Here is a 19216-nt window from a genome sequence, read left to right on the forward strand (position 1 = left end):
TCGGGCATGCTCGTTGACCCATCGACTCACACACCTACACTTATCGGCCATCACTCTCAAAGGAATAGCCCTGATGAAAGCCGTGCTGTGCAAAGCCTTCGGCCCTGCCGAATCGCTGGTGCTGGAAGACGTCGCCAGTCCTGTCGCGAAGAAGAATGAAATCCTGCTGGATGTGCATGCCGCCGGGGTGAATTTCCCGGACACGCTGATCATCGAGGGCAAATACCAGTTCAAGCCGCCCTTCCCGTTTTCCCCGGGCGGCGAAGCGGCTGGCGTGGTCAGCGCAGTGGGTGAAAAGGTCAGCCACCTCAAGGTCGGTGACCGGGTCATGGCCCTGACCGGCTGGGGCAGCTTCGCCGAACAAGTCGCCGTGCCGGGCTACAACGTGTTGCCGATCCCGCCATCGATGGACTTCAATACCGCCGCTGCTTTCAGCATGACCTACGGCACATCGATGCACGCACTCAAGCAACGTGCCAACCTGCAACCGGGTGAAACCCTGCTGGTGCTCGGCGCTTCCGGGGGTGTCGGCCTGGCCGCCGTAGAAATCGGCAAAGCCATGGGCGCCCGCGTGATCGCCGCCGCCAGCAGCGCTGAAAAACTCGCGGTGGCCAAGGCGGCCGGCGCCGACGAGTTGATCAACTACAGCGAAACCAGCCTCAAGGACGAAATCAAACGCCTGACCGACGGCCAAGGCGCCGACGTGATCTACGACCCGGTCGGCGGTGACCTGTTCGATCAGGCCGTCCGCGCCATCGCCTGGAATGGTCGGCTGCTGGTGGTGGGTTTCGCCAGCGGACGGATTCCGGAATTGCCGGTGAACCTGGCGCTGCTCAAGGGGGCGGCAGTGGTTGGTGTTTTCTGGGGTTCGTTTGCCCAACGTCAGCCGCAGGACAACGCGGCAAACTTCCAGCAATTGTTTGGCTGGTTTGCCGAGGGCAAGCTGAAGCCGCTGGTGTCGCAGGTGTATCCGCTGAGCAATGCGGCGCAGGCGATTAATGATCTTGGCCAGCGCAAGGCAGTCGGGAAGGTGGTGGTTCAGGTTCGCTGAGCCTGAAAAAAAGCGGCCTGGATAATCCAGGCCGCTTTTTCATTGTCGGAGGCTAGAGCAACTTCCGGATATCTTCCGAAACCCCCGCCCTACTGCAGATCGAAATGCGTCATCAACGGCCGCCCGAGACGTTTCCCACAACGTCCTTCACTTATACCTGTGCGACATGTTCATAAAGGAACACGCGATCTCCCACATTTCCGCTGTTTGGTCGATGCGAACCGGTGCTATTTTCGGTAACGAAACTGTAACATTCGCATCCGCAGTCAAAACAAGAAATCTGGAGCTCTTGAATGTTTGCTTTCTTTCGTCCTGCCGCACATCAGGCTCCATTGCCTGAAGAAAAAATCGACAATACCTACCGACGCCTTCGCTGGCAGATCTTCGCCGGTATCTTCATTGGCTACGCAGGTTATTACCTGCTGCGCAAAAACTTCTCCCTGGCCATGCCCTACCTGATCGAAGAGGGCTATACCCGCGGCGAGCTGGGCCTGGCCTTGTCGGCGATTGCCATCGCCTACGGCTTGTCCAAGTTCCTGATGGGCATTGTTTCCGACCGCTCCAACCCGCGCTTCTTCCTGCCATTCGGCCTGCTGGTATCGGCCGGCGTGATGTTCATTTTCGGATTTGCGCCTTGGGCGACGTCCAGCGTGACCATCATGTTCATCCTGCTGTTTATCAACGGCTGGGCCCAGGGCATGGGTTGGCCGCCAAGTGGACGGACCATGGTCCACTGGTGGTCGCAAAAGGAACGCGGCGGCGTAGTGTCCCTGTGGAACGTCGCGCATAACGTCGGCGGCGGCCTGATCGGCCCGCTGTTCCTGCTGGGCATGGGCTTGTTCAATGACTGGCACGCAGCGTTCTATGTGCCGGCGGCCGTTGCCATGGCGGTGGCGGTGTTTGCCTTCGTCACCATGCGTGACACACCGCAATCGGTTGGCCTGCCGCCGATCGAGAAGTACAAGAACGACTACCCGGAAGGCTACGACGCCAGCCACGAAGAAGAATTCAGCGCCAAGGAAATCTTCGTCAAATACGTACTGCGCAACAAAATGCTCTGGTACATCGCCATGGCCAACGTCTTTGTCTACCTGCTGCGCTACGGCGTGCTGGACTGGGCACCGACCTACCTCAAGGAAGCCAAAGGCTTCAGCGTGGACAAAACGTCGTGGGCGTATTTCCTCTACGAGTGGGCAGGTATTCCCGGGACACTGTTGTGCGGCTGGATGTCGGACAAGATCTTCCGTGGTAACCGCGGCCTGACCGGCATGGTGTTCATGGCGTTGGTGACCGTGGCGACGCTGGTCTATTGGCTCAACCCGGCCGGCAACCCGACTGTCGACATGATCGCGCTGATCTCGATCGGGTTCCTGATCTACGGTCCGGTGATGCTGATCGGCCTGCAAGCGCTGGAACTGGCGCCGAAAAAAGCCGCCGGTACGGCAGCGGGTTTCACGGGTCTGTTCGGGTATCTGGGTGGTTCGGTCGCGGCCAGCGCAGCGATGGGCTACACCGTGGACCACTTTGGCTGGGATGGCGGTTTTGTACTACTGATCGGCGCGTGCCTGCTGGCGATGGCCTTCCTTGCGCCGACGCTGTGGCACAAGCAAGTCGCCAGTCAGAGCCGCGAAGCAATCGCCTGATCGGCTTTTGATTGGCAGCGCTTGAGCCGCGCCTCCAGATTCCGGTCTGGCATGGCGTGGCTACGCAGGGCGTTGGCGGTCTGCTCGACATAATCGCGAGTGGTGCCGTAACGCCCGCAAGCGTTTTCGAACACGTGGCTCAGCACGTGATCCGGCAAGTTGCCCGCATAGCTGGGCAAGTGCCGCTCCAATACAAATCCCAATGCCTGAACCTGGCTTCCGTCTTCGAGACGGCAGTTGAGCCAGTGCGGGCGATAGGACGGGAACGGCATTTCGCGCTGCCAAAGCGCATAAAGCGAGGCTTCCAGTTGCTCTTCGGGCAAACGATAGGCGAAGCCGCTGCAAGAACCGCCGCGATCCAGGCCAAAGACCAGACCAGGGACTTCCGGCGTGCCGCGATGTTCGTGGGACCACAGGTACAAGCCGCGATGGTAGCCATGCACTCGACCGCGCATTCGCTCCACCGCCGCGCATTCAGGACGCCAGATCAGCGAACCATAGGCGAACAACCAGACCGGCCCGCCCTTGTGACGCGCCATGGTCGACTGCATCGAGCTGAGCAATTGTTCGTGCGTAAGCTGCGGCCCCAGATCGAGCCGCGGAGGGTAAGCCAGATTCAAGAATGAAGATTCAATGGCGCTCATGGCGAATAGCGTTCAGCTCCCCGCGAGTGAAGAATTACTTAATAGAACGCACCGCTGTAACAATAAGGCACATATGTTTTAAGGCAATTTAAGTGCCATGGCACAGTTCTTAAATAATTGCCTTGTTGGATATAACCTACCGGTATTTATGTAAATGTATAAATACCGATCGGCTATATGGGAAGTTATAACGCTTAAGACCTTGGATCAAGATCGTGGATCAAGATCGCGGCTCAAGAGCGCGGCGCGTACGCAAACACGTCAGCACGCATCTGATGCGCATCCATCCCCGCTTCAACCAACGCATCCAGCGTGCCGTACACCATGGCCGGAGAGCCGCTGGCATATACATGCAAGGATTTCAGAGCAGGGAAATCCTCACACACCGCCTCGTGCAGCATCCCGCAACGCCCTTGCCAGCCGCATTGATCGCTGACGACCTTATGCAGGAACAGATTCGGCAGTTTCAGCCATTCGTCCCAATGCTCGATTTCATAAAAGTCTTCTGGCCGACGCACGCCCCAATACAGATGCACCGGGTGTTTGAAGCCCGCAGCCCGGCAATGTTCGATCAGACTGTGGATCTGGCCCATGCCGGTGCCAGCGGCGATCAGCACCAGCGGACCGTCCGGCAATTCGGCCAGATGGGTATCGCCGAACGGCATCTCGACCCGCACCAGCGGGTTGCGTTGCAGTTGTTTGATCAAGTTCTGCGCACTGCTTTCGCGCGCCAGCACATGGATTTCCAGATCTCGCCCGGCATGGGGTGCCGAGGCCAGGGAGAAGGCCGATTTCTCGCCGTTCTCACGCTCGATCATCAAATACTGGCCGGCGTGATAACGCGGCGGCTTGCCGGCCGGCGCTCGCAGATGCACGCGAAAGGTATCGCCGCCCACGTCCCTGCATTCAATGACCTGACACGACAAGCTGCGCACCGGCAGTTCTCCCAGCGCGAGCACGCCATCCCACAGCACGATGCAGTCTTCCAGCGGCTCTGCTATGCAAGTGTAGAACTCGCCATGGTCGCGCACATGCCCGGCCTGTTCGACCCGACCTTCCACCAGCAACGCCGCGCACACGTGGCAATTGCCATTGCGGCAGCTTTGCGGGCATTCATAGCCCAGGCGCCGCGCGCCATCGAGAATCCGCTCGCCGGGCAGAATCTGTAGCACCGCTCCGGAGGGCTGCAAAGTTACACGCATCAATCTATTCCTAACTGATTCCAGATGGCATCGATCCGCTGGGTTACGGCGTCGTCCTTGACGATCACCCGGCCCCACTCGCGAGTGGTTTCGCCCGGCCATTTATGCGTGGCATCGAGCCCCATCTTCGAGCCTAAGCCTGAGACCGGCGAGGCGAAGTCGAGGTAGTCGATCGGCGTGTTGTCGATCATCACCGTGTCGCGCTTGGGGTCCATGCGCGTGGTGATGGCCCAGATCACGTCATTCCAGTCCCGCGCATTGATATCGTCGTCAGTGACGATAACGAACTTGGTGTACATGAACTGTCGCAAAAACGACCAGACACCGAGCATTACCCGCTTGGCATGGCCCGGATACGACTTCTTCATGGTCACGATGGCCATGCGGTACGAGCAGCCTTCCGGCGGCAGGTAGAAGTCGGTGATTTCCGGGAACTGCTTTTGCAGGATCGGCACGAACACTTCGTTCAGCGCCACGCCGAGAATCGCCGGCTCATCCGGCGGACGGCCGGTGTAGGTGCTGTGGTAGATCGGTTTGATCCGGTGGGTGATGCGCTCGACGGTGAACACCGGGAAGCTGTCGACTTCGTTGTAGTAACCGGTGTGGTCGCCGTACGGGCCCTCATCGGCCATTTCGCCCGGATGGATCACGCCTTCAAGGATGATCTCGGCGGTGGCCGGCACTTGCAGGTCGTTGCCGCGGCATTTCACCAATTCGGTGCGGTTGCCGCGCAGCAGACCGGCGAAAGCGTATTCAGAAAGGCTGTCCGGCACCGGCGTGACGGCGCCGAGAATGGTCGCCGGGTCAGCGCCCAAGGCCACGGAGACCGGGAACGGCTGGCCGGGATGCTTCTCGCACCACTCACGATAATCCAGTGCGCCGCCACGGTGACTCAGCCAGCGCATGATGACTTTGTTGCGGCCAATGACTTGCTGGCGGTAGATGCCGAGGTTCTGGCGGTCCTTGTTCGGACCTTTGGTGACGGTCAGGCCCCAGGTGATCAGCGGACCGACGTCGCCCGGCCAGCAGGTCTGTACCGGCAGCATCGCCAGGTCGACATCGTCGCCTTCGATGACCACTTCCTGGCACACCGCGTCCTTGACGACTTTCGGCGCCATCGCAATGATCTTGCGGAAGATCGGCAGCTTGGACCACGCGTCCTTCAGGCCCTTCGGCGGCTCAGGTTCTTTGAGGAAGGCCAGCAGCTTGCCGATCTCGCGCAGTTCGCTGACCGCCTCGGCGCCCATGCCCATGGCGACCCGCTCGGGGGTGCCGAACAGGTTGCCGAGCACCGGAATGTCGTAGCCGGTCGGGTTTTCGAACAACAGCGCCGGGCCTTTTGCCCGCAGCGTGCGATCACAGACTTCGGTCATCTCCAGCACTGGAGAGACGGGGATCTGGATGCGTTTCAACTCTCCGCGCTGCTCAAGCTGCTGCACGAAATCCCGAAGATCCTTGAATTTCATTGACGATGGCACCCCTAAAATAGGCGTACATCCTACCTGCTATGCCGTCCGCTGGCAGCTTATCGCTGCTTACCTGGCCGCATTTGCGTTGCCATTGCCCAGTGTCGTCCGGGCTTGCAAGCGGTTGAACAGCGGCTCAAGCACCGGCGCGATCACGCGCGCACCAACCTCCGACAGGTGATTATCGTCGGTGTACAGCGAGTGGCCGTCGAGCTCGGCGCGGCACAGGCCCGCTTGATCACACAGCAACGGCGCCGGATCGACCACGTTCACGCCCGGGTTGGCGGCCGCTATTTGCGCGAACAGTTGGCTGATGAACGCCTGACGCTTGAAGTGCTCAGCCACTGCCAGGCCGACGTCCTCGGTCGGACGATGCAACATGGCCAGGCGGCTGAGGCGGTAAGGCGGGCTGAACGGTTGCAGCGGCGCCTCCTTGATCAGCCAGACACGATGCCCGCCACTTCGCAACTGCCGGACGGTCGCCTGTAATCTTTCGGCGAGTTGCTGCTCGGCATTGGCCCGGTCATAACGACCCTGGGAATTTTTCAGGGCATGCCCGAGATCGCCTTTCGCATCGCCATAGAGATACAGGCTCCAGCGCGCGACCAGCACCACGTCGCCCACCGCTTGCGGCTTCAAGGCCTGCTCGACCCGGCGATTGAAGCGGACGCACCGTTGATCGTGCTCGAGCCCTTTCACCGGGATGCAGCCCGCAGAGCTGGTGAGAATCACGCTGATGCCATGTTTTTGCGCTCCCTCATCGAACACCGGGATCAGCGCGGTGGCGTGACTATCGCCCCAGACCAGCACCCGAGACGCTTTCGCTGGCGCCCCGTAGCGACAGAAAAGTTTGTCGTCAGGGGTCTTGTCGTCAGCCAGGCAGCGCATCAGTTCCGGTCGCCACTCCTTCGCCTTGGCGTACTGCAACGCTTGATCGGACAGGCGCGAGGGCAAGCCATCGGTCCAGCGCAGCGCTTGACCGGCCAGACCCAACACCAGCACACCGACACCCGCCGCCAACAGAATCTGCCGACGCCCCGCCAACAGCCGTCGTTCACGGAACGGCGTCTCGACGAATTTCCACGACAAGTAACCCAGCACCAGGGTGAGCAGAATCAAGCCGGCAATATCAAACGGACCGGGCTCCTCGACACTGGCGTAGCTGGCGAAGACAAACACCGGCCAATGCCACAGGTACCAGGAGTAGGAAATCAGCCCGAGCCCGACCAGAACGCGACTGGCCAGCAATCCGCCGACCAGGGTCTGCCGGTGGCCGTTGGCCCAGATCAGCGCAACCACGCCCAGGGTCGGCAGCAACGCTGCGGCACCGGGGAATGCCGTGCCTCTGTCGTAGCCCACAATCGCCAGCAGAATCATCCCGAACCCGGTCAGGCTGACCACTTGAGCGCCAGCGGTGGTCAGGCGCCATTGGCCTCTGGGCGCAACCGCCAGCATCGCGCCGGCCAACAGCTCCCAGGCACGCATCGGCAGCAGGAAAAACGCTTTTTCAGGGTGATGCGCAACGGCCCAGACACTGAGCCCGAAGGACACCAGCAACACCGCGAACAGCGCCAGACGCCAATGCTTGAGACGACTCGACAACAGCGTCAGCAACAGCGGGAAGACAATATAGAACTGCTCTTCAACCGCCAGCGACCACGTATGCAGCAACGGCTTGAGATCCGAAGCAACGTCGAAGTAGCCGTCCTGACGCATGAACAGGATGTTGGAAACGAACATCACCTGGTAACGCACCGAGCGCCCCAGTTCTTCATAGTCCTTGGGCGCCAGCAGGAACCAGCCCACCGCCAGCACAGCAACGAACATCGAAAATAGCGCGGGGAGAATTCGCCGGGCACGACGGGCCCAGAAATCGACAAAGCTGAAGCGCCCGGCCTGACGCTGGTTCCAGATGATCGAGGTGATCAGGAAACCGGAAATCACAAAGAAGATGTCCACGCCGACGAATCCGCCGGTAAACCCTGGAACACCAAAATGGAACAGCACCACGGCAATCACGGCGATTGCGCGTAAGCCGTCGATGTCCCTTCGATAAGCAAGCGTGCTCATAAACAGTAAGGCCAGTCAGTTGATTGTTTTTTGTTTTCTAACTGACCGGAGTTAATCACAAACCTTCCATTTTTCTTGCAAAAAAAATGGCGTCCCGAAGGACGCCATTTTTTGCGGTTTGAAAACCGTCTTACTTACGCTTCATCGACAAGAAGAACTCGTCGTTGGTCTTGGTCGTTTTCAGTTTGTCGACCAGGAACTCGATGGCAGCGATTTCGTCCATCGGGTGCAGCAGCTTGCGCAGGATCCACATACGCTGCAACTCGTCGTCGGCCGTCAGCAACTCTTCGCGGCGGGTGCCGGAACGGTTGATGTTGATGGCCGGGAAGACGCGTTTTTCAGCGATACGACGGTCCAGAGGCAGTTCCATGTTGCCGGTGCCTTTGAATTCTTCGTAGATCACTTCGTCCATCTTCGAGCCGGTTTCAACCAGCGCGGTGGCGATGATGGTCAGCGAACCGCCTTCCTCGATGTTCCGTGCGGCGCCGAAGAAACGTTTCGGTTTCTCCAGGGCGTGGGCATCGACACCACCGGTGAGCACTTTGCCGGAGCTCGGGATCACGGTGTTGTAGGCGCGAGCCAGACGGGTGATGGAGTCGAGCAGGATCACCACGTCCTTCTTGTGTTCGACCAGGCGCTTGGCCTTCTCGATCACCATTTCGGCAACCTGCACGTGGCGGGTTGGCGGCTCGTCGAACGTCGAGGCAACCACTTCGCCGCGCACGGTGCGCTGCATTTCGGTCACTTCTTCCGGACGTTCGTCGATCAGCAATACGATCAGATGAACTTCAGGGTTGTTACGAGCGATGTTGGCTGCGATGTTCTGCAGCATGATCGTTTTACCGGCTTTCGGCGGTGCAACGATCAGACCGCGCTGGCCTTTGCCGATCGGGGCGCACAGGTCGATGACTCGACCGGTCAAGTCTTCGGTGGAACCGTTGCCGGCTTCCATCTTCATGCGCACGGTCGGGAACAGCGGGGTCAGGTTCTCGAAGAGAATCTTGTTTTTCGCGTTCTCGGGACGATCGTAGTTGATCGTGTCGACCTTGAGCAGCGCGAAATAACGCTCGCCTTCCTTGGGAGGGCGGATCTTGCCAACGATAGTGTCACCGGTGCGCAAGTTGAAGCGACGGATCTGGCTCGGCGAGACGTAGATATCGTCAGGGCCGGCGAGATAGGAAGCGTCAGCAGAGCGGAGAAAGCCGAAGCCGTCCTGGAGAATCTCCAGCACGCCATCACCGGAGATTTCCTCGCCGCTTTTAGCGTGCTTTTTGAGCAGGGAGAAAATCACGTCCTGCTTGCGCGAACGGGCCATATTTTCTATGCCCATCTGTTCGGCCAATTCGAGCAGTTCGGTAATCGGCTTTTGCTTGAGTTCAGTCAGATTCATATAGGAATGACGTAATCATTTATGGAGGGGGGGAAATTAAGCTTTTGGCTTAATGAGGCCGCGCCGCAGAGAAGGCGACAGGATCGCGTACTTATTCGAAAAGGAGTGCGTCGGCGACGGCTAGCAGGGGGCAGTGGAGAAACCAGTGCGGGGCCGAATGTACCACCTGAGTTTCGGAGCGTCTAGCCCTCAATAACGAAAAGGCCCCGCAATATGCGGGGCCTTTTCATGACGCTTTATAACAACGCTTAGATGTTGGCGTCGAGGAAGGCAGCCAGTTGCGACTTCGACAGTGCGCCGACCTTGGTCGCCTCAACGTTGCCGTTCTTGAACAGCATCAGAGTCGGGATACCACGCACGCCATGCTTGGCCGGGGTTTCCTGGTTCTCGTCGATGTTCAGCTTGGCAACGGTCAGTTTGCCTTTGTAGGTTTCAGCAATTTCGTCCAGGACAGGAGCGATCATTTTGCAAGGGCCGCACCATTCAGCCCAGTAGTCGACCAGTACAGCGCCTTCGGCCTTGAGTACGTCGGCCTCGAAGCTAGCGTCGGTGACGTGTTTGATAAGATCGCTGCTCATGGAAGTCTCCAGGTTGTAAGCAAAAAAACGTGGCCCATCATAGCCGCCCTTCCCTCGTTCAGGAAGGTGCAGTTGATTGAGTCTCGCTATGGTGCCGCATGACTTTGGGTATAGCTCAAGTCACGGGGTGGCGGGAGCGACGAAGGCAATTCCGGTGCGCAGGGCTGCATTGCGCACATGCTCCTGCATGGCCTTCTGCGCCGCGCCGGACGAGCGCCGGGCCAGCGCGCGGAGGATTTTTCGGTGTTCCTGCCAGGTTTCCATGGCGCGTTCGGCCCGGATGAACGGTAGCTTCTGGCTCTCCAGAAAAATGTCGGCGCTGGCGGTGAGGATGCTCAGCATCGCCTGATTGCCGCTGGCCAGCAGGATGCGTCGGTGAAAATCGAAATCCAGTCGCGCCGCCGCTTCGAAGTCACCGACCTTCAATTCGTTGCGCATGGCGGCCACGTTGTCTTCCAGCGTATCGAGCTCGTGCGTGCTCAGGGTCACCGCGGCCAAGCCGGCGGCAAACCCTTCCAGGGCATAGCGCAACTGGAAAATATCCAACGGCGATGCCTGGGCCGCGAATGGCCAGCTCAGCGCCCCATCGCCACGCGGCAAATCGACCGGCGACTGCACAAACACGCCCTTGCCCGGCTGGATGCTGATCACGCCCAACGCACTCAATGACGACAGCGCCTCACGCAGCGACGCGCGGCTGACTCCCAATTGCACCGCCAGATCCCGCTGCGAAGGCAAGGCATCGCCCGGTGCGAAACCCTGCTCGGCGATCAGTTTACGGATGGCTTGCAGCGCCACTTCAGGTACGGCTCGAGAGATCGAATTCATGGTTTTTCAGACGAACCAGGACAATGAGCGGCTAGTTGTAAAGCTATTCGCAGCGCCCGGCAAGTCGTGCCCCATGGGAGTTCGGCACGTTTCACGGATGCGCTATGAGGGTGCGAAACGCCCTTGCACTGTTCAGACCAGTAAGACCGAACGAATCCAGCAAAACCGTGGCCTGGGACACCCAAAACCACTTCTTGGCATGGCCCATGCTCTGTCGATCCGCAGAAATCACTTCTCGCCGATCCGGAGATTTGCCATGACCCTGCGTTACAGCGCCCTTCTCACCGCCCTGTTTGCCAGCCTGATGCTGAGCCAGGCGCCCGCTCACGCCGACGGCCTGGAGGATGTGGTCAAACGCGGCGTCCTCAAGGTGGCGGTGCCTCAGGACTTCCCGCCGTTCGGCTCGGTCGGCCCGGACATGAAACCTCGCGGCCTCGATATCGACACCGCCAAGCTGCTGGCCGACCAGCTCAAGGTCAAGCTTGAGCTAACGCCGGTCAACAGCACCAACCGCATCCCGTTCCTGACCACCGGCAAGGTCGATCTGGTGATCTCCAGCCTGGGCAAGAACCCCGAGCGCGAGAAAGTCATCGATTTCTCCAGCGCCTACGCGCCGTTCTACCTCGCTGTGTTCGGCCCGCCCGACGCCGATATCAAAGGCCTGGACGACCTCAAGGGCAAAACCGTCAGCGTCACCCGGGGCGCCATCGAAGACATCGAGCTGACCAAAGTCGCTCCCGAAGGCGTGACCATCAAACGCTTCGAAGACAACAACTCGACCATCGCCGCGTACCTCGCCGGGCAAGTCGACCTGATCGCCAGCGGCAACGTGGTGATGGTGGCGATCAGCGAGAAAAACCCGAAACGCGTGCCCGCGCTGAAAGTGAAACTCAAGGATTCGCCGGTCTACGTCGGCGTGAACAAGAACGAGCCGGCGCTGCTGGGCAAGGTCAATCAGATCCTCGCCACCGCCAAGACCGACGGCGCGCTGGAAAAGAACTCCCAGACCTGGCTGAAAGAGCCGTTGCCGGCCGATCTCTGATCGTCGCCCGAGAGACTTGATATGGCCTATCAGTTCGACTTCCTGCCGGTGGTACAAAACACCGACCTGCTGCTGCGCGGCGCATTGTTCACCCTTGAGCTGACCGCCATCGGTGCGGTGCTCGGGGTGGGACTGGGCATTGTCGGGGCGCTGGTGCGGGCATGGAACATTCGCCCGTTCTCAGTGATCTTCGGGGTCTACGTCGAGTTGATCCGCAATACGCCGTTCCTGGTGCAGCTGTTTTTCATCTTCTTCGGGTTGCCGTCGCTGGGCGTGCAGATTTCCGAATGGCAGGCAGCGGTGCTGGCGATGGTGATCAACCTCGGCGCCTACTCGACCGAAATCATCCGCGCCGGCATCCAGGCGATTCCCCGAGGACAGCTGGAAGCGGCGGCGGCTTTGGCGATGAGCCGGTTCGAAGCGTTCCGCCACGTGATCCTGCTGCCAGCGCTGGGCAAGGTCTGGCCGGCACTGAGCAGCCAGATCATCATCGTCATGCTCGGCTCGGCAGTCTGCTCGCAGATCGCCACCGAGGAATTGAGCTTTGCCGCCAACTTCATTCAGTCGCGCAACTTCCGCGCCTTTGAAACCTATGCCCTGACCACGCTGCTGTACCTGTGCATGGCACTGTTGATCCGTCAGTTGCTGAACTGGATCGGTCGTCGATTCATTGCAAGGAGCAGCCAATGAGCGATTTCACCTTCTGGGATGTCGTGCGCAACCTGCTCACCGGCCTGCAATGGACGCTGGCGCTGTCACTGGTGGCATTTATCGGTGGCGGGCTGATCGGTTTGCTGATCATGGTCATGCGCATCTCGAAAAAGCCCCTGCCGCGCAACGTTGCCCGCACCTACATCGAGCTGTTCCAGGGCACGCCCCTGCTGATGCAGCTGTTCCTGGTGTTCTTCGGCGTGGCGCTGGCCGGCGTGGAGATTTCGCCATGGATGGCGGCGGCACTGGCCCTGACGCTGTTCACCAGCGCCTATCTGGCGGAGATCTGGCGCGGCTGTGTCGATTCAATTCCCAATGGTCAGTGGGAAGCCTCGTCGAGCCTGGCGCTCAATCCGCTGGAGCAATTGCGCTACGTGATCCTGCCGCAAGCGCTGCGGATCGCCGTGGCGCCCACCGTGGGTTTCTCGGTGCAAGTGGTCAAAGGCACCGCCGTGACCTCGATCATCGGCTTCACCGAACTGACCAAGACCGGCGGCATGCTCGCCAACGCGACCTTCGAACCCTTCATGGTCTACGGCCTCGTGGCCCTCGGTTATTTCCTGCTCTGCTACCCCTTGTCCCTCAGTGCGCGCTACCTGGAAAGGAGACTGCATGCCTCTGCTTAGAATTTCCGCCCTGCATAAATATTACGGCGACCACCATGTACTCAAAGGCATCGACCTGAGCGTCGAGGAAGGCCAGGTCGTGGCGATCATCGGCCGCAGCGGTTCGGGCAAATCCACCTTGCTGCGCACCCTCAATGGCCTGGAATCGATCAACGACGGCGTGATCGAAGTCGATGGCGAATACCTCGATGCCGCCCGCGCCGACTTGCGCAGCCTGCGGCAAAAAGTAGGGATGGTGTTTCAGCAGTTCAACCTGTTCCCGCACCTGACGGTCGGCGAAAACGTGATGCTCGCGCCGCAAGTGGTGCAGAAAGTCCCGAAGGCCAAAGCGGTCGAGCTGGCTCGGGAGATGCTGGAACGGGTCGGGCTGGGGGAAAAGTTTGATGCCTTCCCGGATCGATTGTCGGGCGGGCAGCAACAGCGAGTGGCGATTGCCCGGGCTTTGGCGATGTCGCCCAAAGTCTTGCTGTGCGACGAGATCACCTCGGCGCTGGATCCGGAATTGGTCAATGAGGTGCTGAGCGTGGTTCGGCAGTTGGCCAAGGAAGGGATGACGCTGATCATGGTCACTCATGAAATGCGCTTTGCCCGTGAGGTTGGGGATAAGTTGGTGTTCATGCATCAGGGCAAGGTGCATGAGGTGGGGGATCCGAAGGTTTTGTTTGCGAATCCGCAGACGGCGGAGCTGGCGAATTTCATCGGGACGGTGGAAGCGGCGGTCTGAAAGATCTCTGGAACCAGCGATGCCGCCTTCGCGAGCAAGCCCGCTCCCACAATTAACCGAGTTCCTCAGCCAGAACGCGATCAACTGTGGGAGCGGGCTTGCTCGCGAAGAGGCCATCAGCAGCACTGCAAATGTCCCCGCGCCAAAAGATCGCAGCCTTCCACAACTCCTGCGCGTTGGCGTCAGCGTTTGATCGTGGCACGATGTCGAGGTTATCGACCGAGACCCCATGACCATGCCGCAATCCCAAGCCAAGAATCTGTCCTTGATCGCCGCAATCGACCTGGGCTCCAACAGCTTTCACATGGTCGTGGCCAAGGCCCAGAACGGCGAAATCCGTATTCTCGAACGTCTCGGGGAGAAGGTGCAACTGGCCGCCGGCATCGACGAAGACCGCCAGCTCAACGAAGAATCGATGCAGCGCGGGCTCGATTGCCTGAAGCGTTTTGCCCAACTGATCAACGGTATGCCCCCTGGCGCCGTGCGGATCGTCGGCACCAACGCCCTGCGTGAAGCCCGCAACCGCGGCGAATTCATCCGCCGCGCCGAAGAAATCCTCGGCCACTCGGTGGAAGTCATCTCCGGTCGTGAAGAAGCGCGGCTGATCTACCTCGGCGTGTCCCACACCCTCGCCGACACCCCGGGCAAACGCCTGGTGGCCGACATCGGCGGCGGCAGTACCGAATTCATCATCGGCCAGCGCTTCGAACCGTTGCTGCGCGAAAGCCTGCAAATGGGTTGCGTCAGCTACACCCAGCGTTATTTCAAGGACGGCAAGATCACCCCGGCCCGCTACGCCCAGGCGTACACGGCGGCACGGCTGGAGATCATGAGCATCGAACACGCCCTGCACCGCCTGACCTGGGATGAAGCGATCGGCTCCTCGGGCACCATCCGCGCTATCGGCCTGGCGCTGAAAGCCGGCGGTCATGGCACCGGCGAGGTCAATGCCGAAGGCCTGGCCTGGCTCAAGCGCAAACTGATCAAGCTGGGCGATGTCGAGAAAATCGACTTCGAAGGCATCAAGCCCGACCGCCGTGCGATCTTCCCTGCGGGTCTGGCGATTCTCGAAGCGATCTTCGACGCCCTCGAATTGCAACGCATGGACCACTGTGAAGGCGCCCTGCGTGAAGGCGTGCTCTATGACCTGCTGGGGCGTCATCATCACGAGGACGTCCGTGAGCGCACCCTCAGCTCGCTGATGGAGCGCTATCACGTCGATCTGGAACAAGCGGCGCGGGTCGAACGCAAAGCCCTGCACGCCTTCGATCAAGTGGCCAAGGACTGGGACCTGGATGACGGCGTCTGGCGCGAACTGCTCGGCTGGGCGGCCAAGGTCCATGAAGTAGGCCTGGACATCGCTCACTATCAGTATCACAAGCACGGCGCCTACCTGATCGAGCACTCGGACCTGGCCGGGTTCTCCCGCGAAGACCAACTGATGCTCGCGCTACTGGTGCGTGGTCACCGTCGCAATATTCCCCGGGACCGCTTTGCCGATTTTGGCGATGACGGCATCAAGCTGATTCGCCTGTGCGTGCTGTTGCGCTTTGCGATCCTGTTCCATCACATCCGTGGCACCCAGGAAATGCCGCAGGTCGTCTTGCACGCCAAGCGCGACAGCCTCGACGTGTTGTTCCCGGAAAACTGGCTGGACGAAAACCAGCTGACCCAGGCCGACTTCGCCCTGGAAGCGGAATGGCTGACCCGGGTTAGCTTTACCCTGAACGTCCGCTAAACCTGAAATTGAAAAAGGCCTTCTTCGGAAGGCCTTTTTTGTGCCCGCAATTCAGCAGGCGATACACCCCTACTGTGGGAGCGGGCTTGCTCGCGAAGGGGCCCTGTCAGTCAACATTGATGTTGAATGGCACACCGCTTTCGCGAGCAAGCCCGCTCCCACAGGGTTTTTGTGGTGTTATCGGACGGTCAGGATCGGGCTGCCCAAACGCTCCAGCAACGTCGCTTGCGCACTGCGCGGGTTTTGGTTGCCGGTCGGGGTGTTGCGGATGTAGCGACCGTCCGCCTGCAGGCTCCAGCTGTGGGTGTTATCGGTCAGATAAAGCTCCAGCTCTTTCTTGACCCGCATGATCAGCTTCTTGCCCTCCACCGGGAAGCAAGTCTCGACGCGCTTGTCGAGGTTGCGCTCCATCCAGTCGGCGCTGGACAGGAACATCTGCTCTTCGCCGCCATTGAGGAAGTAGAAGACCCGGGTGTGTTCCAGGAAACGGCCAATGATAGAGCGCACGTGGATGTTGTGCGAAACCCCGGCAATGCCTGGACGCAGGCAGCACATGCCGCGTACCACCAGATCGATACGCACCCCGGACTGACTGGCCTTGTACAGCGCGCGGATGATCTTCGGATCGGTCAGCGAGTTGAACTTGGCGATGATGTGCGCCGGTTTGCCGTCGAGGGCGAATTGAGTTTCGCGGGCAATCATATCGAGCATGCCCTTCTTCAACGTGAACGGCGCGTGCAGCAGCTTCTTCATGCGCAGGGTCTTGCCCATGCCGATCAGCTGGCTGAACAGTTTGCCAACGTCTTCGCACAAGGCGTCATCGGAGGTCAGCAAGCTGTAGTCGGTGTACAGACGGGCGTTCGCCGCGTGGTAGTTGCCGGTACCCAAATGCGCGTAACGCACGATCTCGCCGGCCTCGCGACGCAGAATCAGCATCATCTTGGCGTGGGTCTTGAAACCGACCACACCGTAAATCACCACCGCACCGGCCGCTTGCAGACGGCTGGCCAGTTGCAGGTTGGACTCTTCATCAAACCGCGCACGCAACTCGATCACCGCAGTGACCTCTTTGCCGTTACGCGCCGCATCCACCAGCGCATCGACGATTTCCGAGTTCGCGCCGGAGCGGTACAGGGTCTGGCGGACCGCCAATACATGCGGGTCCTTCGCGGCCTGACGCAGCAGGTCGACCACCGGCGTAAACGACTCGAACGGGTGCAGCAGCAGAATGTCCTGCTTGCTGATCACGCTGAAGATGTTCTCGCTGTTCTGCAGCAGTTTCGGGATCTGCGGGGTGAACGGCATGTATTGCAGGGCGCGCTGACTGTCCAGGCCGGTGATGCTGAACAGGCGAGTCAGGTTGACCGGACCGTTGACTTGATACAACTCGGTCTCGTGCAGGTTGAACTGCTTGAGCAGGTAGTCGGACAGGTGTTTAGGGCACGTGTCGGCCACTTCCAGACGCACCGCGTCACCGTAGCGACGGGAGAACAGCTCGCCGCGCAGGGCGCGGGCCAGGTCTTCCACGTCTTCGGTATCGACCGCGAGGTCGGCGTTTCGGGTCAGGCGGAACTGGTAGCAGCCCTTGACCTTCATGCCCTGGAACAGGTCATCGGCGTGCGCGTGGATCATCGACGACAGGAACACATAGTTGTCGCCCGCGCCGCCGACTTCTTCCGGCAACTTGATGACGCGCGGCAACAGCCGTGGCGCCGGGATGATTGCCAGACCGGAATCGCGTCCGAAGGCGTCGATGCCTTCGAGCTCGACGATAAAGTTCAGGCTCTTGTTCACCAGCAACGGGAACGGGTGCGTCGGGTCGAGGCCGATCGGGGTGATGATCGGCGCGATCTCGTCACGGAAATAGCGGCGCACCCAGGTCTTGATCTTGGTGGTCCAGTGACGCCGGCGGATGAAGCGGACCTGATGTTTTTCCAGTTCCGGCAACAGAATGTCATTGAGGATCGCGTACTGGCGGTCAACGTGACCGTGCACCAGCTCGCTGATGCGGGCCAGGGCCTGATGCGGTTGCAGGCCATCAGCGCCGGCCTGTTCACGGGCGAAGGTGATCTGCTTCTTCAGCCCGGCGACGCGGATCTCGAAGAACTCGTCCAGGTTGCTGGAGAAGATCAGCAGAAACTTCAGCCGCTCCAGCAACGGGTAGGACTCATCCAGCGCCTGCTCCAGCACGCGGATGTTGAACTGCAGTTGCGATAGCTCGCGATGGATGTACAGGCTGCTGTCATCCAGGCCGGGTATGGCAATCGCCGGCGCCGCTGTTGCGGGTTCGGTCACCGCCGCGGGTGGAGCAGGCTCCAGCTCCGGCGGGGTCTCGGCGATTTGCTCGACCACCGGTTGAGCTTCTTTTACGGCAACTTCAGTGAGTCCTTCGGTATTCATGGAATGTTCCTGGGAGGGCTATTTCTGCTCTCGTAACAATTGAGCGGCACGCACGGCAAAGTAAGTCAGGATGCCATCGGCCCCTGCACGTTTAAAAGCGGTCAGGGATTCAAGGATAACCCCTTCACTCAACCAGCCATTCTGGATGGCCGCCATGTGCATGGCGTATTCACCGCTGACCTGATAAACAAAGGTCGGCACTTTAAATTCTTCTTTGACCCGGTAAAGGATGTCCAGATACGGCATGCCTGGCTTGACCATGACCATGTCCGCGCCTTCTGACAAGTCCGCCGCCACTTCGTGCAGGGCTTCGTTGCTGTTGGCCGGGTCCATCTGATAGGAGGCCTTGTTGGCCTTGCCCAGGTTCAGCGCCGAACCCACCGCGTCGCGGAACGGGCCGTAATAGGCGCTCGCGTACTTCGCCGAGTAGGCCATGATCCGTACGTTGACGTGATCGGCCAGTTCCAGCGCTTCGCGGATCGCCTGGATGCGACCGTCCATCATGTCCGACGGGGCCACCACCTGAGCGCCGGCTTCGGCGTGGGACAGGGCCTGCTTGACCAGTGCGTCGACGGTAATGTCGTTCTGCACGTAGCCTTCTTCGTCGAGGATGCCATCCTGACCGTGGGTGGTAAACGGGTCGAGCGCGACGTCGGTGATCACCCCCAGCTCCGGGAACTGCGCACGCAGCGCGCGAGTGGCGCGCTGGGCAATGCCGTTCGGGTTCCAGGCTTCGGCGGCGTCCAGGGACTTGAGCTCTGGCGGCGTCACCGGGAACAGCGCCAGTGCTGGAATGCCCAGCTCGACCCACTTGGCCGCTTCTTCGAGCAACAGATCGATGGTCAGCCGCTCGACGCCCGGCATCGACGCCACCGCTTCGCGACGGTTTTCACCGTCCAGCACGAACACCGGCAGGATCAGATCATCGACGGTCAGCACGTTTTCACGGACCAGCCGACGCGAGAAATCATCACGGCGGTTGCGACGCAGGCGGGTTGCAGGAAACAAACGGTTGGCGGGGGTAAAGCTCACGGCAGACTCCTGAGCCCGCGCTGGGGGCGAGCGTGACAGTTATAAGCGGCCATTATGACCAACGTATGACA

General features: G+C 60.2%; 16 protein-coding genes. 7 read left to right on the forward strand and 9 right to left on the reverse strand.

All coding sequences use genetic code 11. The features are described 5' to 3' along the window. Window positions 1–73: 73 nt before the first annotated feature. The gene (locus tag ACA072_RS27900) at window positions 74–1051 is read left to right on the forward strand and encodes an NADPH:quinone oxidoreductase family protein (RefSeq protein WP_497621948.1); all 978 of its coding nucleotides are present in this window, start codon (window positions 74–76) and stop codon (window positions 1049–1051) included. A gap of 293 nt (window positions 1052–1344) precedes the next feature. Next, complete coding sequence (gene glpT / locus ACA072_RS27905) at window positions 1345–2694, forward strand: glycerol-3-phosphate transporter (protein WP_497621950.1); 1350 nt, start codon at window positions 1345–1347, stop codon at window positions 2692–2694. On the opposite strand, the gene ACA072_RS27910 is transcribed toward glpT, so the two are convergent. The 7 genes from ACA072_RS27910 to ACA072_RS27940 all read right to left on the reverse strand — a co-directional run bounded on the left by ACA072_RS27910 (window position 2670) and on the right by ACA072_RS27940 (window position 10872). Then, on the reverse strand, window positions 2670–3338 hold the full coding sequence (locus ACA072_RS27910) for a gamma-glutamylcyclotransferase (RefSeq protein ID WP_497621951.1): 669 nt from the start codon (window positions 3336–3338) through the stop codon (window positions 2670–2672). The genes glpT and ACA072_RS27910 overlap by 25 nt on opposite strands. 233 nt (window positions 3339–3571) lie before the next feature. After that, window positions 3572–4540 (reverse strand): CDP-6-deoxy-delta-3,4-glucoseen reductase, encoded by a 969-nt coding sequence (locus tag ACA072_RS27915; protein ID WP_497621952.1) that lies wholly within the window; start codon window positions 4538–4540, stop codon window positions 3572–3574. Further along, window positions 4540–6006 carry a 4-hydroxy-3-polyprenylbenzoate decarboxylase gene (ubiD, locus tag ACA072_RS27920; protein WP_007942423.1) on the reverse strand — a complete coding sequence of 489 codons (1467 nt, stop codon included), beginning with the start codon at window positions 6004–6006 and terminating at the stop codon, window positions 4540–4542. Before ubiD ends, ACA072_RS27915 begins: the two co-directional genes overlap by 1 nt. 69 nt (window positions 6007–6075) lie before the next feature. After that, window positions 6076–8076 (reverse strand): acyltransferase family protein, encoded by a 2001-nt coding sequence (locus tag ACA072_RS27925; protein ID WP_497621954.1) that lies wholly within the window; start codon window positions 8074–8076, stop codon window positions 6076–6078. A 130-nt stretch (window positions 8077–8206) separates the two neighbouring features. Next, the gene (gene rho / locus ACA072_RS27930; RefSeq protein WP_007942421.1) at window positions 8207–9466 is read right to left on the reverse strand and encodes a transcription termination factor Rho; all 1260 of its coding nucleotides are present in this window, start codon (window positions 9464–9466) and stop codon (window positions 8207–8209) included. 248 nt (window positions 9467–9714) lie between these two features. Beyond that, window positions 9715–10044 (reverse strand): thioredoxin TrxA, encoded by a 330-nt coding sequence (gene trxA, locus ACA072_RS27935; protein ID WP_016783018.1) that lies wholly within the window; start codon window positions 10042–10044, stop codon window positions 9715–9717. 120 nt (window positions 10045–10164) lie between these two features. After that, window positions 10165–10872, reverse strand: a complete 708-nt coding sequence (locus tag ACA072_RS27940; RefSeq protein WP_497621957.1) for a FadR/GntR family transcriptional regulator — start codon at window positions 10870–10872, stop codon at window positions 10165–10167. A 256-nt stretch (window positions 10873–11128) separates the two neighbouring features. Between ACA072_RS27940 and ACA072_RS27945 the strand changes: the two genes are divergently transcribed. From ACA072_RS27945 to ppx, 5 genes are all read left to right on the forward strand, one after another. Beyond that, window positions 11129–11914 carry a transporter substrate-binding domain-containing protein gene (locus ACA072_RS27945; RefSeq protein WP_109635774.1) on the forward strand — a complete coding sequence of 262 codons (786 nt, stop codon included), beginning with the start codon at window positions 11129–11131 and terminating at the stop codon, window positions 11912–11914. Between the two features lie 21 nt (window positions 11915–11935). Beyond that, window positions 11936–12604, forward strand: a complete 669-nt coding sequence (locus tag ACA072_RS27950; protein WP_497621959.1) for an amino acid ABC transporter permease — start codon at window positions 11936–11938, stop codon at window positions 12602–12604. Further along, window positions 12601–13251 carry an amino acid ABC transporter permease gene (locus ACA072_RS27955; RefSeq protein WP_497621961.1) on the forward strand — a complete coding sequence of 217 codons (651 nt, stop codon included), beginning with the start codon at window positions 12601–12603 and terminating at the stop codon, window positions 13249–13251. The genes ACA072_RS27950 and ACA072_RS27955 overlap by 4 nt, the downstream gene beginning before the upstream one ends. Continuing rightward, window positions 13238–13975 (forward strand): amino acid ABC transporter ATP-binding protein, encoded by a 738-nt coding sequence (locus tag ACA072_RS27960; protein WP_497331785.1) that lies wholly within the window; start codon window positions 13238–13240, stop codon window positions 13973–13975. Before ACA072_RS27955 ends, ACA072_RS27960 begins: the two co-directional genes overlap by 14 nt. A 235-nt stretch (window positions 13976–14210) precedes the next feature. Next, complete coding sequence (gene ppx, locus ACA072_RS27965; RefSeq protein WP_497625050.1) at window positions 14211–15713, forward strand: exopolyphosphatase; 1503 nt, start codon at window positions 14211–14213, stop codon at window positions 15711–15713. A 177-nt stretch (window positions 15714–15890) separates the two neighbouring features. Here the strand turns inward: ppx and ppk1 are convergent, their stop codons facing one another. Together ppk1 and hemB are read right to left on the reverse strand one after the other, a co-directional pair. Further along, window positions 15891–18113 (reverse strand): polyphosphate kinase 1, encoded by a 2223-nt coding sequence (ppk1, locus tag ACA072_RS27970; RefSeq protein ID WP_497331787.1) that lies wholly within the window; start codon window positions 18111–18113, stop codon window positions 15891–15893. An 18-nt stretch (window positions 18114–18131) separates the two neighbouring features. Beyond that, window positions 18132–19145 (reverse strand): porphobilinogen synthase, encoded by a 1014-nt coding sequence (hemB, locus tag ACA072_RS27975; protein ID WP_008150323.1) that lies wholly within the window; start codon window positions 19143–19145, stop codon window positions 18132–18134. Window positions 19146–19216 lie beyond the last annotated feature (71 nt).

The organism is Pseudomonas sp. LBUM1656 (genome assembly GCF_059716065.1).

What these genes read in the sequence shown, in the direction of transcription:
- ACA072_RS27900 (WP_497621948.1), top strand. Translation starts at nt 74, where the DNA reads ATGAAAGCCGTGCTGTGCAAAGCCTTCGGCCCTGCCGAATCGCTGGTG.
- glpT (WP_497621950.1), top strand. Translation starts at nt 1,345, where the DNA reads ATGTTTGCTTTCTTTCGTCCTGCCGCACATCAGGCTCCATTGCCTGAA.
- ACA072_RS27910 (WP_497621951.1), bottom strand. Translation starts at nt 3,338, where the DNA reads ATGAGCGCCATTGAATCTTCATTCTTGAATCTGGCTTACCCTCCGCGG.
- ACA072_RS27915 (WP_497621952.1), bottom strand. Translation starts at nt 4,540, where the DNA reads ATGCGTGTAACTTTGCAGCCCTCCGGAGCGGTGCTACAGATTCTGCCC.
- ubiD (WP_007942423.1), bottom strand. Translation starts at nt 6,006, where the DNA reads ATGAAATTCAAGGATCTTCGGGATTTCGTGCAGCAGCTTGAGCAGCGC.
- ACA072_RS27925 (WP_497621954.1), bottom strand. Translation starts at nt 8,076, where the DNA reads ATGAGCACGCTTGCTTATCGAAGGGACATCGACGGCTTACGCGCAATC.
- rho (WP_007942421.1), bottom strand. Translation starts at nt 9,466, where the DNA reads ATGAATCTGACTGAACTCAAGCAAAAGCCGATTACCGAACTGCTCGAA.
- trxA (WP_016783018.1), bottom strand. Translation starts at nt 10,044, where the DNA reads ATGAGCAGCGATCTTATCAAACACGTCACCGACGCTAGCTTCGAGGCC.
- ACA072_RS27940 (WP_497621957.1), bottom strand. Translation starts at nt 10,872, where the DNA reads ATGAATTCGATCTCTCGAGCCGTACCTGAAGTGGCGCTGCAAGCCATC.
- ACA072_RS27945 (WP_109635774.1), top strand. Translation starts at nt 11,129, where the DNA reads ATGACCCTGCGTTACAGCGCCCTTCTCACCGCCCTGTTTGCCAGCCTG.
- ACA072_RS27950 (WP_497621959.1), top strand. Translation starts at nt 11,936, where the DNA reads ATGGCCTATCAGTTCGACTTCCTGCCGGTGGTACAAAACACCGACCTG.
- ACA072_RS27955 (WP_497621961.1), top strand. Translation starts at nt 12,601, where the DNA reads ATGAGCGATTTCACCTTCTGGGATGTCGTGCGCAACCTGCTCACCGGC.
- ACA072_RS27960 (WP_497331785.1), top strand. Translation starts at nt 13,238, where the DNA reads ATGCCTCTGCTTAGAATTTCCGCCCTGCATAAATATTACGGCGACCAC.
- ppx (WP_497625050.1), top strand. Translation starts at nt 14,211, where the DNA reads ATGCCGCAATCCCAAGCCAAGAATCTGTCCTTGATCGCCGCAATCGAC.
- ppk1 (WP_497331787.1), bottom strand. Translation starts at nt 18,113, where the DNA reads ATGAATACCGAAGGACTCACTGAAGTTGCCGTAAAAGAAGCTCAACCG.